Source organism: Bacteroides sp. OM05-12, from assembly GCF_003438995.1.
Classification (GTDB): domain Bacteria; phylum Bacteroidota; class Bacteroidia; order Bacteroidales; family Bacteroidaceae; genus Bacteroides.
Genome location: NZ_QSUN01000003.1, coordinates 20325 through 36492 on the forward strand (window position 1 = coordinate 20325; position 16168 = coordinate 36492).

Genomic DNA, 16168 nt, shown 5'->3' on the forward strand with positions numbered 1-16168 from the left:
CATGAAACATTATTTTCCCTATCAAACAGCTATCGGCATATTATGCATTCATGACGACGAAGATTCCATCACACGTATCTCTTTCTCTGAAAGCCGGGCAGAAGGTGTAAAAGAAGAAACACCTGTCATTGCCAATGCACACAGGCAGATAGAAGAATACTTGCGAGGGGAACGACAGGAGTTCGATCTTAAATTATCTCCGAAAGGGACGTCCTTTCAACAAAAGGTATGGAATGCTTTGCTGGACATACCATACGGTGAGACACGTTCTTATGGACAAATTGCAATGGCAGTAGGTAATCCCAAAGCTGCGCGCGCCATCGGTATGGCGAATAACCGGAATCCTATCCCCATCATTATACCTTGCCACCGCGTTATCGGAGCTGATGGAAAACTGATTGGTTATGCAGGAGGGCTGGATATAAAAACCAAGCTACTGAAACTGGAAAAAACATCACTTGGTAAATAACTCGAAAGTAAACTTACACCCTACTTTACTGAAACGACCGTTTACATTATTCACAAAGACACCTAAATCAAAAATATGCGTACCGATGCCATACCCCAACTCAATATAAGGAGTAAGATGAGGTACGACCAACACATTCAGATAAAGACGTTCATTACGGATAAGTCCCGTATATTTCATCAAGTGCGGTAATATAAGAAATGGAGATTCAAAAGTGATATGCCCGCGCAAATAACGATCGGAAGAGTTATACCATCGTCCGTCCAACAATTGGAATACTCCCCCTATATCATCATTCCAGCCAATCGGAAGATTATTGCGGGTAAAATTGGTAAAATCCACGAAATAAGTTTCTTTCTGATTAGTAAACATACCTAATCCGGCACGGTAATAGATACTCCGCATAAGTCCCAGCCGTATCTGATGCTGCATATCGACCTCCCATCTCTCGTATTCTCCCGTACTGTTAAACACGCCATGAATGCCCCGTTCCCAATCAACAATAAAAGTAGGATAATTGGAACGCAGGTTTATTTTACGCTTACCGCTCATATAGTAATATAATCCGGGAGTCCAGCTCAAACGAATATGCGGGGCAAAACTAATATAAGCATCTTTAATTTTATCCATCACTTCTTCTCCCTGTCCCTCCAAAACCGGAGCCTTAGGAATAAGAACAGGCTTATTTACAGGCGTACGACGGTGAGCTGTAAAACCCACGCCGATATTAAACCCGTTAAAGACTTCTATATCATGACTGAAGTAGAAATAAAGATCCTTGAAATATTCCAGTTTTATCTTGTCGAAATCAAAAATACTATCCGGAGTCGACTTTATATCATCCAGCACATCACTGCTGTAAATACGGTTTCCGTTACCGAATGCCACGTGCAGGGAAGCACGTTTTTGAGGCCAGTAATAGAAATCGGAATTTACACTCCAATAAAACTCTTTACGCGTGAAGTTATATCCGATTTTAGGAACTACACGCAATAATCTATCATTACGGAACAAACGGTTATATTTAAATTCCTGTCGATACGAGAAGCCGTTACTTGGGCTATAACTTAATAGTAACGGGTTAATTAAAGGTGAACTACGTACACTACCGAAACGGGAAAAGTCCACCGTATGGCTACTTAGAAGTACATCTCCCAATTGTCCGAAAAAGACTTGGCTACGCTTCTTCGGTTGGAAATTACGAACCAATGTATCTTGCCTTGCTATATAATCCCGGTAAATCTGTTCCTCATGAGTAGCAAGAGGTTCGGGACGCAAAATCGAGAACAACACACTATCTGAAAACAAAGTGGAAGAATCACATTTCAGGGTAAATGATTCTGTCATATTATACTTGCTGTTATGCTTCCGGAAGCGTGGATTTGCCGCGTCCGACAAGGTGATTTCGTTATAGTCCAACAAAGCTGTGTAACTTGCATCCAACTTATTCCCGATAAAGCGAAACATGACATCCAAATCAAAACGCTTAGGTAAAAAGGTTTCTTTTCCTTCCTGTCCCATGCTCACCTTCAGTTTGAAACGGACAAATTCCACTTTACCCTCCAAATAGATTTCTTTTACCGTCCAAAGGCTGTCACTTATCAATATATAACCACTTTCAACCAGCTGGTCACTTTTGACACGAGGGATAATCTGCACTTTATAACACATTCCGTCGTCCGGTGTACTGACCAGTGAATCCAACAAATAACGATAGTGCTTCCGACCGTTCTTCGCAAGAGGAGAAAGCAATTTATCTCCAAGCAAGGTAGACGAATAGATATTCATATTAAAATACTCCAACATCTCACTCGGCACTCCTTTATAGCGTGGTATCGTACCGGAGACGGCTCTCACTTTAATATCATAGATATGCGGTGAAGTATAATGGATGCTGTTGACAGACTCGATAATATATTCCTTCACATTTTTCTGAAGCTTGAACATGGAAGGCACAAATTTTATAAGATGATTCCTCTTCAGCATATTCATCTTACCCTTTATGTATAAATCAGCCTTGTAATCCTCCACAATCTTTTCATAAGACGAAGCGGAAGATATCACCTTACTCAAAATGGAATCCGCAAGTTCCGGCTTATCATATAAATCCGGTTTCCGTCTCTTTGCCATCCCTTCGTACGGGACCAGAAAAAACAGAAACAACGGCAACAATATATAGGTAAATACAGAGGATCTCACATGCACAATTTATATTAGATAACGACAAATATAGAGAAACATTATATATATTAACGAACAAAGATGTCGTTTTTATAGGGCTATATCGCAAAAAATAGATACTTTTGTGCCGCAACAACCAATAAAAAGATAGACCAAATGTCACAAATGCGTTTTTTCGCTCTTCAAGAGCTTGCCAACCGACAGCCGATTGACATAAAAAATCCGTCGAACAAACTGTCCGATTATTATGGTATTCATGTGTTCGACCGTAAGAAAATGCAGGAGTATCTCCCCAAAGAAGCTTTTAAGGCTGTCACCAATGCCATAGAAAAAGGTACTCCGATAAGCCGTAGCATGGCGGATCTGATAGCCAACGGCATGAAAAGCTGGGCAAAGTCATTCAATGTAACACATTATACTCATTGGTTTCAACCCTTGACAGACGGTACTGCCGAGAAACATGACGGTTTTATCGAATTCAGTGATGACGGCGATGTGATAGAACGTTTTTCCGGAAAATTATTAATCCAGCAAGAACCAGACGCTTCTTCGTTCCCCAACGGAGGAATCCGTAACACTTTTGAGGCACGCGGATATACAGCTTGGGATGTTTCTTCACCGGCATTCGTGGTAGACACCACCCTTTGTATCCCCACTATATTTATTTCTTATACGGGAGAAGCGCTGGACTATAAGACCCCTCTCCTTAAAGCTCTTGCCGCCGTGGATAAAGCGGCTACGGAAGTCTGCCAATTATTCGACAAGAACATCACAAGAGTATATGCCAATTTAGGATGGGAACAAGAATATTTCCTTGTAGACAGCGCACTGTTCAATGCGCGCCCGGATTTATGTTTGACCGGACGGACACTGATGGGACACTCTTCTGCAAAAGACCAACAGCTGGACGACCACTATTTCGGTTCTATCCCGCCACGTGTTACCGGTTTCATGAAAGAGTTGGAATTGGAGTGTCATAAACTGGGTATCCCGGTCAAGACTCGCCACAACGAGGTTGCACCCAACCAATTTGAACTTGCACCGATATTCGAAGATGTAAATCTGGCCAATGACCACAATCAGTTGGTAATGGATTTGATGAAACGCATTGCCCAAAAGCATAACTTCAACGTGTTGCTCCATGAGAAACCTTTTAAAGGTGTCAACGGTTCGGGCAAGCACAACAACTGGTCGCTCTGTACGGATACCGGCATCAACTTATTTGCTCCGGGCAAAAGTCCGAAAGGCAATATGCTGTTCCTGACTTTCATCGTAAATGTACTGATGATGGTCTATAAAAATCAGGATTTGCTTCGTGCTTCTATCGTAAGCGCGGGAAACAGCCACCGCCTGGGTGCTAACGAGGCCCCTCCCGCTATCCTGTCTATCTTCTTAGGAAGACATTTATCTCACATGCTGGACGAGCTGGGTGCGGAAGACTTGACTGCGGAAGAAAAGAAAGCATTGAAATTAGGTATCGGACGTATTCCTGAAATCCTTTTGGATAATACAGACCGCAACCGCACATCCCCATTCGCATTCACCGGAAACCGGTTTGAATTCCGCGCGGCAGGCTCTTCGTCAAACTGTGCCGCAGCCATGATTGCCATCAACGCAGCAATGGCTCATCAGTTGAATGCTTTCAAAGCACAGGTGGATAAACTGATAAACGAAGGCATAGGACGTGATGAGGCGATCTTCAATGTATTGAAAGAAACCATTATTGCCTCCAAAGCAATTCGTTTTGAAGGTGACGGCTATTCCGACGACTGGAAAACAGAAGCGGCAAAGCGCGGACTGACAAATATCAATCAGGTGCCGGAAGCTCTGATGAAGTACAACGATCCGCAAGCACGTGAAGTATTGCTCGGTGAAAAGATTTTCAACGAAAACGAGCTTACCAGCCGTATTGAAGTGGAGTTGGAAAAATACACCAAGAAAATACAGATAGAAAGCCGTGTATTGGGAGATTTGGCTATCAATCATATCGTACCCATCGCAGTAGCTTATCAAAACCGTTTGCTCGAGAATCTGCGTGGCCTCAAGGAAATCTTCACGGAAGAAGAATATGCCGAGATGAGTCAAGACCGTAAAGACCTTGTCAGAGAAATATCACATCGGGTTACTGCTATCAAAATACTTGTACGGGAAATGACCGAAGCCCGCAAGGTAGCAAACCATTTGGAGAGCCAGGAAGAAAAAGCGTTCTCTTACGAAAAGAATGTCAGTCCTTACTTAGAAAGCATCCGTGACCATATCGACCACCTCGAAATGGAGATCGATGATGAAATATGGCCGCTCCCTAAATACCGCGAACTTCTGTTCTCCAAATAAATATTTATCATAGAATTCAGGTGTGTTCCGATAATCACACCTGAATTCTATACTTTTCATTGACAGATGTGCATTTTGTTACCTAATTTTGCACGATTTCAATTTTTTCTTTATACATTTGTGCTTTATAACACGGTTCTATAGCATACAATGATTAAAAAGGAATTGTCTGACGCAGAAATCTCAGAAAGTATTTCCGAGATGTGGTATCCCTTGAATGATGAACAGAGGGAATATCTGGTTCAAAATTTCACGATTCAGAAGTATAAGAAGAATGAAACAATTTACTGTGAAGGAGAAACTCCGACACATCTGATGTGCCTTCTTAATGGAAAAGTGAAAATATACAAAGATGGTGTAGGTGGAAGAAGTCAAATCATCCGCATGATTAAACCGGTTGAATATTTCGGTTACAGGGCTTTTTTCGCTAAGGAGAACTTTGTGACCGCCGCATCGGCATTCGAACCTTCCACTATCTGTATGATACCAATGACTGCCATTATGAAATTGTTGAGTGAAAACAATAAACTGGCCATGTTTTTTATCCGGCAATTATCCGTCGACTTAGGTATCGCAGACGAAAGAACCGTCAATCTTACCCAGAAACATATACGGGGACGCCTCGCAGAATCATTGCTTTTCCTGAAAGACAGTTACGGATTGGAAGAAGACCAATCAACCCTCAGTATTTATCTTTCGCGGGAAGACTTGGCCAACCTATCCAATATGACGACTTCCAATGCTATACGTACGTTATCTAATTTCGCTGCCGAAAGATTAATCACAATCGACGGTCGTAAGATTAAGATTATAGACGAAGAAAAGCTGAAGAAGATCAGCAAGATCGGATAAAAACACCGGCCACACAAATAAATAATAACCAGTAAAACCTTTTTTCATTATATCCGACAAAGTTTTATTTCCCCATAAGCGAGCTAAAAACGCCTAAGGGAGCGTTGGCTTACACTCAAGGGAGTGTTGCTTAACGCTCCGGTAGCTGTAAGCTAACGCTCCCTTGGGCGTTTGGCAATGCTCCCTTAGGTGATTTATAAAATGACCTCGATGATTTTAAAAAACATCTTAGGTGTTTGTAAAAAACATCAGGTTGATTGAAAACAAACATACGGTCGATCGAAGACAAAGGTACGGTCGATTGATTACAAACTCCTATCGTTTGCAAACAATCGACCGTATGCTGAAAAACAGATTCTAAAGAATATTATTTTGCAGCTTTCAACAGGATTGATTTTTCGTCATTCATTAACTTAATCATATAACATCCCTTTGGCTGAGCCGACAAATCCAGTCTAACCATACCGTTTTCCATCTTGGTATAATAGATCACTTTTCCGTCAAACGTCACCACCTCCACTTCATAATCGTCAGATGCCGTAATGGTAAAGATTCCATCCACAGAAGGATTAGGATATAACTTAACGGATGCAACTTCCTCCATACTTATCATATCCGGAGCATCCGTAATGTTGACTTCCGTCGTAACCAAAGATGAAACTCCGGATGCAAATATTGCTTTCACTCCGAGCGTGTGCTTTCCATTACTTAATCCGGTGAATAAATAAGAAGTCGCATCAGCACCAATCACGGCACTCAACTTATTACCATCAAGATATGCCTCATAAGATGACGGAACGCCTTCGTTCACCGCAATATATTCCCAATCATCCAACAATAACGCCTGTAAGTCTTCCGATACGCATTTCACCGCTACATATTTCGCATTGGCAGGAACCTTGAAACTATATTTCACCCATTCATTGGTAGCCTCCAATGTGGCATCGGAAAGATTTTTGAAACTTCCTACTTTGGCATCTGTCTCCGAATACAAGACATCAAAACGCTCTTTATCATTGCCGGAAGCTATACCTCTTACATAGAATGAGAATACACCGTTGCCTTCATCTATGACACGGGCTACAAAATCCTTATTAACACCCGACCTAGCTGCTATCGCTGCCAGTTCTTTATCTCCGGAGTGAGGATAATATTTATAAGAAGAAACCGGAGGCTCTGTCGTATACGGATTAAATACGATAAAACTCTGAGCTTTAGTACAATTATCCCAATAAGAACTGTTCATCAAATATTTCTCCTGTTTTCCGTCAAGGATATATTCTCCGTAATCGTTAATAGTAAAATCAGGATAACTTTCAAAATCATCAGACCAATTTGCAGGATACTTCATTGTCCAATCAACTTTTACTTCACCTTTATTGATAGTTGAGTTTACAATTTGAGGGTCCGAAATATATTCGTTCATCTGACCGCCCTGTACTACTATATCCTCCACTATTTGTAAGCTGTCTTTGTGGAAACCCGGATACCCCGTCATGGCAATATCAAGAGAATACCATCCCTTCCAAACATCTGTAAATTCAACCAAACCATTACTTTCCGCTTCCTTTGCATATCGGTGGGATTCCAACTTATCCAGATTAGTCAAAGTAACCACAGCACCTTTTTTCGAGGAGCCGTTTGTATTGACTTGAACTTTAACATTGGCATCCAAACCTTTATACACAAAATTAGAAAATGCGGGTTCCGATAAATTATCGTTCATCCAATCTGCTTTTACAACATACTTATAAGCACCCGTATCAGCGTTTCTCCAATTATAATCGATGAAACCTTCCGGCGTTGCCTGTACAGGACTATCGGTTATTTTAATCCACTGGGCCGGATCTCCCACATTACCAGCCTTTGCACGATAAATCAGATAACCTCCGGCAGCATGTTCCTCCAATTCCTGTCCGAAAACACCCTTAATCTGCCAATTATAATCATAACCGGATGCTTTCATCAAAGTAGAAATTCTAGTCCACACTCCATCAAAGAATACTTTATCACTCTTAAATGTACATGGGCCGTTATCAAGAGCAAACGGAGCACCACTATAACCGGGCTTAGCCTCGATAGCAATGCTAAACTCCTGTGTCGGATCTATTTTATATCGTGTACCCAGCGTTACACTTTGCCAGCCGGACAGACTGTTGCCGATATCCTGAGTATAAATTTCCGTAGCACATTCATCTTCATAAATATGAAGTACATAATTGGCTGTAGCATCACCCGCATAGAAATCAACCGTCATGAGTTCCTTGCCTATCAAGTCAAACTTCTTAATATCCGAAAGATAGAATTCAACAGCCGCAATCATCTGCTCACGGCTACCTCCTATTTTATGAGCAATTTGATCGTCAACCGCCCATGTCACTTCCTTCATAACAGCAGGCTTGCCTATTTTTATTGTAGATGTTTCACGGGTAGTCGTCGCATCTACCATTGCAACAGGATAAGCGATGTAAGGCATTTCCAAAGCAGCAAATGTCGTATCTTTAGAAGCCAATGTCCACGATTTCTCAACCGATGCATAACCGTCTTTTACAAAACTCATTTTATAAGTATTGTCCGACAAAACCTTCTGTATCGCAAAGTCACCATTTGCATCCGTCACCGCTTCGTAGTTCAACAACCCCTCTGCTTTGACAGCTACACCACTTATTGCTATATTTTTAGAGTTGACAACCTTGCCTTTTAAGACAATGTTTGAGGATGCCTCCATGGAAAAGTTTAAGACTTTGACTTCTTTTTCGCTAACTGTAATCTCGGCTGTAGCTTCTTTATAACCTAGCTTTGACAAGGAAACCGTATAAGTTCCCTTAGGCAGATAAGCAAAATCATAAGTACCCGTATTTTTATCATTCATGATATAAGTATCCAATACTCTCTCCTGACCGGCTTTAGGTATAAAGGCTATTTTTACATCTGTTACCGCCTCGCCGGATTCTTTATCCGTAACTGTCCCTTTAAGAGTAGCCAGACCGGAAATCTTACTTAACAACATTGTCGGAGTGAAGACAGAGAAAGAGCCCGTTCCCATGTCACTCGTATCATCCAAAGTCTCTATACTCTCTTTTTGCCTCTGCGCATACAGCAGACAATTTACTCCGACCTGATCTTTACCGACAAAACTATAGCTATCATTGTTAGCAACAGGTACGGCATCATGCTTTAAGAATGTAATCACTAGATTCCGACTTCCATCATAATAGAATGGTTTGATAGGAATCTTAACCATTTGTGTATTCGGCTCAAAAACCACCTCACCAGAAAATACCGTTTGAGAGCGATCGTCCCGTATGGAAATCCAATCGGTATTCTTTTCAAAAGCATCCTTATCGGTATAGCCTATATAAATTGTCATTCTATGCCTGTTCTCCGTAGCACGGGCTACATACAAATAATATATTAATGTATCGATTACACATTTCTCATTCAATTCCTCTTTCTTTATAATATTCTGAGTCAGCGCAGAATATCCGCTAGCTGTATAACCAATAAACATAGGGTAAGTGGTAGATGCAGGTTTAACCTGATAATCTTTATTACTTATCAATAATTTACTGTCATCTGCTCCGACAGCCACATATACCAATGCTTCCGTCCCTTTATCTTTATTAGCACGAACTGCCTTTACACCAATAATATAGTATCCTCTGGGCAAAACAGATGTCGTATATTCATTAGATGCCACTTCATAAGTTTCATTCAATAAAGTCTTCATATCAAAGTTGCGCACAGTCACTTCATAGTTTGTGATATCTCCCCCCAGAAATCCGCCACTCTTTCCTGTAGTGACCGCGTCCCAATTCAATTTAATCTTTCTGTCTTTTCCCAACACAACTTTAAGATTTGCGGGAGCTGCCGGAATAGTATCATTACCGATATACCCCACTTTTCCCAGATCGTAGTAATATGGAGAAGGTCCGTCATCATTCATTGGAATCAAACGGAAATAGTACGCTCCGGCTTTAGGTATTTCAATAGCGCAACTCATTTTTTCTCCCGGAACAATCGCAGGAATGGTATCGGCCGTTACCCCTGCCGTAAATGCTCCACCTGCCGATGTTTTTTGAATAATAACCCCAGTCAATGCAGCCAAAGGATTGCCACCGGCATCCAAAACAGGATTGGTCCAAGAGACGTTGGCTTCCAACTTTCCACTCTCTGCAATCTCCACTTTAGGAGCTTTTACGCTATCAGGCGTAGTTCCCGGATAAAGCATCTTTATGGAAACATCATCCAGATATACACCGGAAGAAGTAGACTTTATTGTTACAGGAAGAATCTCTCCTTCCGCTACTCCCGTAACAGTTAATTTTGTCCACACTTTTGAAGTTATGTTACTTGTGTTCTTATTTAATACGTTACCGAGATCAACCGTAAATTTACGTCCGCTTGTCGTAGCATATCCCCAAAGGGTAAGTTCATATAATGCACCTTTCTGAGACTTTAAGCCATTGATTGAGATTTTATTTCCTGCTGTACTTGTTGTCAGGATAGCACCCTTTCCCGTATTCGCATACTTAGCAGTTAAAGTATCTATCCTCCAACCTGCAGGTACCGACAACGGCATATAGTTATCCTCCTCCTCAAATCCCATAGAATACGGAATAGAAGATTCGAAACAGTAAGCTGCACCACCTGCCAATAAGCTCGTCTTCTCAGATTTAGTAACCGCCATTGCTCCATAATAATAAGTACCAGGAGCTTTTTCCCGTACCTCAAAGGACATCTCCGCACCGGCAACCGAACTGTCAACACTATCTACTTTTTGTAAAGACGTAGGTACCACACCTCTATAAATGTATATTTTCGACAGATCCGTCAGTTTCTCGCCATTAAAGTTCTTCTCCGGATTTTTCCAGCTAAGTTTAATTTTTAAAGGATCATCCTCACCGGAAATAGCCTTAAAATCAGTAACCATTTCCGGAGGAACAGTTCCTTTACTATAATAATGAGAGAAAAGACCTGCTGTTTCAGCATACATATTCCCTACCAGACTAGCTTCACCCGTAGTAGTATTAATCGTATACAACTCATGGAAAGCCGTACCTCTAAGTGCAAAATACATGGTGTTACTCCGTAAATCAAACGTGGCAGATTGGAGGTTCTCACTGTATATGTTACGCTCAATATTTAAGGAGCCGATTAATGTTGCAGCAGCAGTATTCTTATCAATACGATAGAGATTCTTATCTACATTTATTGCATACAGTTCTCCCTGACTGTTACAAGCCAATCCCATAAAACGATCATTAAACGGTTCACCATCCAGACGGATCTTACCTTTTAATATTGATAAATTGTCATCTATACTGAATTGATAAAGCTCATTATTCAATCCCACTCCATACATTAGTGAAGACGTGACGTCATACGCCATATCCTGACACTGCATAGATGAATTGGCTTCCAGCATCATATCAACCGTATATGTAATCGGGTCAAAAGTCATCCAATATCCTAAATACGTTTGCCCCGACTGTTTGGCTGTAGTAAATACCAGCCACTTATCTCCAATCCAGTCACCACAATAAACGCTCAACGTTATTCCCGGAACGCCAAATCCCGCAGAAGTGAAGGGTGAAGGATAAGTAATTTGCTGACATAGGTTATTTACATCAAACCCAAAGACATTCCCAACAGAGGTTACACTACAACTTCCACCACCTATTATATTAATGGCATAGCCACCCAGCATCACTCGTGGTTCATCTTGTTCATTTACATAAGAAGGAGGATTTGCAATTCCCGGACTCGTGTGTCTTAATTGCCGTTCAATAGCCCGTGTAAGGCTAGCCGGAGCTTTTTGTAACTTGTACTTCAGAACCTTTTCACTACCAACAATCTGTACGTTACCTGTCATTGGAGAGGAATTATCCGCACATTGTCCTCCTACGCGGATGGATAAGAATGCGAAACAGATAAACATGCAGAGAACATTTTTACAAGTAAAATTTCTCATACGCTAAAAGGATTAATTAATAAAAAGAACACTATATAAACCGAATATTCGGTAATGTTTTGCCGTCGTAAATAAAAAAGAACTATCCTTAAAGCTTATACCTATTTTCAATATCCAATTATAACAAATTAAAATTCAAAAGCAACATTTATGCAGTAAATTCACTAAAATCGCCTTAAAAACATTACCATTATTAATAAATATGCAAAAAAGAAGCCGGGTAAACTCTAAACCTAAGATTTAAAGTTCACCCGACTTTTTATTTTTTGTTCGCTATTTTCCTATGACTTAATAACTTCCCTTATACGAACCAACTTCGTTAATAAGTCTTCCAGCAAATCCAATTTCAACATATTGGCTCCGTCACTCTTCGCTACCGTGGGGTCTTCATGCGTTTCTATAAACAGACCATCGGCACCGACTGCTATTGCAGCTTTGGCAATAGTCTCTATCAGTTGGGGCATTCCACCTGTAACGCCACTTGTCTGATTGGGTTGTTGCAAAGAATGGGTTACATCCATGACAACCGGATAACCGAAAGTTTGCATTTCAGGAATCCCCCGAAAGTCCACCACTAAATCCTGATAACCGAAAGTCGTGCCTCGCTCGGTCAGCATTACATTACTGTTCCCGGCTTCAACCACTTTATCGGCAGCAAAACGCATAGCTCCCGGAGAAAGGAACTGCCCTTTCTTGATATTCACAATCTTCCCGGTTTGGGCAGCAGCTACCAACAAATCCGTTTGCCGACAAAGAAAAGCAGGAATCTGGAGCACATCGGCATATTCGGCAGCCATTGCAGCTTCATTTGCCGCATGAATATCCGTAACAGTGGGAACACCAAACGTGTCTTTCACTTTCTGCAATACTTTCAGGGCTTTCTCATCACCTATCCCCATAAAAGAATCCAAACGGGAACGGTTAGCTTTACGGTATGAGCCTTTAAAGACATAAGGTATGTGCAATTTATCGGTAATCTTCACAATACGCTCGGCAATACGCAAAGCCATATCTTCTCCCTCGATAACACAAGGGCCGGCAAGTAAAAAGAAATTTCCCGATTCCGTATGTTTCAAATCTTGTATAGTCATATTTTATTTAATTTGGAATAATAATAGTTATCGCTTCCGGAATAATACCGATTTCAAGTGGAAAATGTTTTGGAAGTATACGTCCGTCTACATCAACAGATGCATTACGTGCCCGGAGTACCTTTACTTTCTTCGTCCGATACGACTTCACCGTTTTATGATTCAATATCCTGCCTTGAATAAGCATCCATAAACCGGACACCACCTGAATAAGTTCCGGACGATAAATAACCGAAACATCCAACCAGCCATTGTAAGGCACGGCACTCGGTGTCTGTCCATACCCACGCGCGCTTCCCACGCAGACCGTCATTATACGTCCGCGAATATGCTCGTCATTAATACGGAGATGCATACGGTAAAGTTTACGTTCAAAAAACAATAGAAACAAGGCTGCCAAATATGAAAGGAACTTTACTCCCCAGAAACGTTTAGTTCCGTCCGTAATCTTCACGATACGTGCACCCAACCCTATATTGACAGCATTCAGAAAATAGCGGCGGTTATGCTTCTCACCATCATAATAGGTACAATACCCGACATCCACTTTGCGATGGCGATTATTAATAATCCAATCCACCGCCTCTTTATAGTTATCTACGGATAATCCCCAATATCTGGCAAAATCATTGCCGATACCATTCGGGATAATACCCAGAACAATTTCTTCCTTATATTCGGCTTCAGAAGAAATAATTCCGTTAATCGCGTCATTCAAAGCCCCATCGCCTCCCACTATGACAATCGTTCTATAACCATTATTCGCCAGAATACGTGCCAAACGTTCCACAGATCCAAAACCCTCCGAATGTACATAATCGAAAGCCACATGCTTACTGTCCATGTATTCCCGTATTTCATTCCAACGCTTTTGCACTTTACGAGTTCCGGCACGAGGATTATAAATTACTCCCCATTTATTTGGTTCTATTGCCATAGTTCTTCAATATTAACAATTACAATGTACCATTAAAACTGCTGTTTCAACGATCAATTAACATCTTTATCTTATTTATTTTCTCCTCCATCGGTAACTCCGCGTTTATCCAATGAATAGAAAATCCCCGACGCTCCATCCCCCTAAACCACGTCATCTGCCGTTTGGCAAATTGGTGAATAGCTATTTCCAGTTGGGAAAACATTTCTTCAAAACTTAGTTCACCCGTAGCATATAAAGTCAGGTATTTATATTCCAATCCGTAATAAATCAAATCATCCGCAGAAATTCCCTGTTCCAATAAGCTCCTGACCTCCTCCACCATCCCTTCATCCAAGCGCTGGCGCAACCGTTTGGTTATCTTCTTTCTGCGAAGTTCCCGATCAATATCAACACCGATAATAAGACTGTTCAAAGAAGGAAATTCCCGGTAATCCTTTTCGTTTTTAAGGTAATATTCTTCTATCTCTATCGCCCGGACGGCGCGCTTCACTGTATCTACATCCGTCGAGTTATGCAATGTCTTATACTTTTTAAGTATTTCAGTCAATTCATCCAATGACTTCCCGGACAGCCGTTCCCTCAACTCCGGATTCTCCGGAACCGGAATCAATTTATACCCTTTAAGAACAGACTCCAAATACAAGCCCGTACCTCCACATAAAACAGGAATCTTCCCTTTTTGTTTAATACTTTCGTACGCTTTCAGAAAATCGCCCTGATACTCAAAAACATTATATTTGGAACCGGGCTCTGCAATATCAATGAGATGGTAAGGTATTTGTTTCCCGTTTACAGTATAATCCGCCAAGTCTTTTCCCGTACCCAAATCCATCTGCCTATAAACCTGCCTGCTATCCGCACTGATAATCTCCGAATCAAGTTCGTAGGCAAGAGCTGCAGCTAAAGAGGTTTTTCCGGATGCCGTAGGACCTAAAATTGTAATTAAATCATAATATGCCATACAGATTATACTTGGTTAGGTATGCAAATGTACATATTTCTTTTTAGATTTCTACGGGAACGGGCATAAAAAAAGCCGTTCAGGAAAATCCTAAACGGCTCTATATTTTTGGAATCGGTTAAATTATCCGTTAACTTTAGCCATGTGAGCAACAAGGTCAAGAACTTTGTTTGAATAACCAATTTCGTTGTCATACCAAGATACAACTTTTACGAAAGTGTCAGTCAAAGCGATACCAGCCTTAGCGTCGAAGATAGAAGTACGAGTATCTCCTAAGAAATCAGAAGAAACAACTGCATCTTCAGTATAACCAAGAACACCTTTCAATTCGCCTTCTGAAGCTTCTTTCATAGCAGCACAGATTTCAGCGTAAGTAGCCGGTTTAGCCAAGTTCACTGTCAAGTCAACTACAGAAACATCCAAAGTAGGAACACGCATTGACATACCGGTCAATTTGCCGTTCAATGCAGGGATAACTTTACCTACAGCCTTAGCAGCACCTGTAGAAGAAGGGATGATGTTGCCGGCAGCAGCACGACCACCTCTCCAGTCTTTCATAGAAGGACCGTCAACTGTTTTCTGAGTAGCAGTAGTAGAGTGAACTGTAGTCATCAAACCATCAGTGATTCCCCATTTGTCATTCAAAACTTTAGCGATAGGAGCCAAACAGTTAGTAGTACAAGAAGCGTTAGAAACGAATTGAGTACCTTTAACATAAGTCTTTTCGTTTACACCGCAAACAAACATAGGCGTATCATCCTTAGAAGGAGCTGACATTACTACATATTTAGCACCGGCTTCGATATGAGCCTGAGCTTTATCTTTGCTCAAGAACAAACCTGTAGATTCAACTACATATTCTGCTCCAACTTCATTCCATTTCAAATCAGCAGGATTTCTTTCAGCTGTAATACGGATAGGATTGCCATTTACAATTAAAAGACTTTTCTCAACGTCTGCTTCGATAGTTCCTTCGAACTGTCCGTGCATTGTATCATATTTCAACATATATGCCAAGTAATCAACCGGGCAAAGGTCATTGATACCTACGATCTGAATGTCGTTTCTCTTTTGCGCTGCACGGAAAACAAAACGTCCGATACGGCCAAATCCATTAATACCTACTTTAATCATTTTGTTAAACTTTTAAGGGTTTTATAATATTTGTTTAAAATATCCGCAACTTTATATTTGACAAAATTGTTATAAAATCAGTCACAATAACAAGGATCAGATGTTCTGCATGGAGACAAGCACAAACAAGCCGGCAATTGCAGAAACAATGATTATAACATAATCAAGATGTCTATTCCTTTCTAAATTGCGGTGCAAAATTACAAAATTGTTTTTATATTAGCGAACAAAT

The 16168-nt window shown here is 40.9% G+C and carries 9 protein-coding genes; 3 read left to right on the forward strand and 6 right to left on the reverse strand.

The features are described 5' to 3' along the window. Window position 1: 1 nt before the first annotated feature. Complete coding sequence (locus DXB63_RS03520) at window positions 2-469, forward strand: methylated-DNA--[protein]-cysteine S-methyltransferase (protein ID WP_122125016.1); 468 nt, start codon at window positions 2-4, stop codon at window positions 467-469. Here DXB63_RS03520 and DXB63_RS03525 read toward each other — a convergent pair. Next, a complete protein-coding gene (locus DXB63_RS03525) occupies window positions 455-2599 on the reverse strand; it encodes a DUF5686 family protein (RefSeq protein ID WP_199604158.1) in 2145 nt (714 codons plus the stop codon). The two genes, DXB63_RS03520 and DXB63_RS03525, sit on opposite strands and share 15 nt — an antisense overlap. Window positions 2600-2806: 207 nt before the next feature. On the opposite strand from DXB63_RS03525, the gene DXB63_RS03530 reads away from it, so the two are divergent. Further along, the gene (locus DXB63_RS03530) at window positions 2807-4984 is read left to right on the forward strand and encodes a glutamine synthetase III (protein WP_122125018.1); all 2178 of its coding nucleotides are present in this window, start codon (window positions 2807-2809) and stop codon (window positions 4982-4984) included. Between the two features lie 150 nt (window positions 4985-5134). After that, complete coding sequence (locus tag DXB63_RS03535; RefSeq protein WP_122125019.1) at window positions 5135-5836, forward strand: Crp/Fnr family transcriptional regulator; 702 nt, start codon at window positions 5135-5137, stop codon at window positions 5834-5836. A gap of 367 nt (window positions 5837-6203) precedes the next feature. Here the strand turns inward: DXB63_RS03535 and DXB63_RS03540 are convergent, their stop codons facing one another. The 5 genes from DXB63_RS03540 to gap form a co-directional block, all read right to left on the reverse strand. Beyond that, window positions 6204-11810 (reverse strand): carboxypeptidase regulatory-like domain-containing protein, encoded by a 5607-nt coding sequence (locus DXB63_RS03540; protein WP_122125020.1) that lies wholly within the window; start codon window positions 11808-11810, stop codon window positions 6204-6206. A 281-nt stretch (window positions 11811-12091) separates the two neighbouring features. Beyond that, entirely contained in the window at window positions 12092-12901 is an 810-nt protein-coding gene (kdsA, locus tag DXB63_RS03545) for a 3-deoxy-8-phosphooctulonate synthase (RefSeq protein WP_122125021.1), read from the reverse strand. A 7-nt stretch (window positions 12902-12908) separates the two neighbouring features. Next, the gene (locus DXB63_RS03550; protein WP_122125022.1) at window positions 12909-13838 is read right to left on the reverse strand and encodes a diacylglycerol kinase family protein; all 930 of its coding nucleotides are present in this window, start codon (window positions 13836-13838) and stop codon (window positions 12909-12911) included. Window positions 13839-13884: 46 nt separating this feature from the next. Continuing rightward, complete coding sequence (miaA, locus tag DXB63_RS03555; protein ID WP_122125023.1) at window positions 13885-14802, reverse strand: tRNA (adenosine(37)-N6)-dimethylallyltransferase MiaA; 918 nt, start codon at window positions 14800-14802, stop codon at window positions 13885-13887. Between the two features lie 123 nt (window positions 14803-14925). Next, the gene (gene gap / locus DXB63_RS03560; RefSeq protein ID WP_122125024.1) at window positions 14926-15936 is read right to left on the reverse strand and encodes a type I glyceraldehyde-3-phosphate dehydrogenase; all 1011 of its coding nucleotides are present in this window, start codon (window positions 15934-15936) and stop codon (window positions 14926-14928) included. Window positions 15937-16168 lie beyond the last annotated feature (232 nt).

Excerpts from the sequence above, each read along its gene's own strand:
- DXB63_RS03520 (WP_122125016.1), top strand. The coding sequence starts at position 2 with ATGAAACATTATTTTCCCTATCAAACAGCTATCGGCATATTATGCATT.
- DXB63_RS03525 (WP_199604158.1), bottom strand. The coding sequence starts at position 2,599 with ATGGCAAAGAGACGGAAACCGGATTTATATGATAAGCCGGAACTTGCG.
- DXB63_RS03530 (WP_122125018.1), top strand. The coding sequence starts at position 2,807 with ATGTCACAAATGCGTTTTTTCGCTCTTCAAGAGCTTGCCAACCGACAG.
- DXB63_RS03535 (WP_122125019.1), top strand. The coding sequence starts at position 5,135 with ATGATTAAAAAGGAATTGTCTGACGCAGAAATCTCAGAAAGTATTTCC.
- DXB63_RS03540 (WP_122125020.1), bottom strand. The coding sequence starts at position 11,810 with ATGAGAAATTTTACTTGTAAAAATGTTCTCTGCATGTTTATCTGTTTC.
- kdsA (WP_122125021.1), bottom strand. The coding sequence starts at position 12,901 with ATGACTATACAAGATTTGAAACATACGGAATCGGGAAATTTCTTTTTA.
- DXB63_RS03550 (WP_122125022.1), bottom strand. The coding sequence starts at position 13,838 with ATGGCAATAGAACCAAATAAATGGGGAGTAATTTATAATCCTCGTGCC.
- miaA (WP_122125023.1), bottom strand. The coding sequence starts at position 14,802 with ATGGCATATTATGATTTAATTACAATTTTAGGTCCTACGGCATCCGGA.
- gap (WP_122125024.1), bottom strand. The coding sequence starts at position 15,936 with ATGATTAAAGTAGGTATTAATGGATTTGGCCGTATCGGACGTTTTGTT.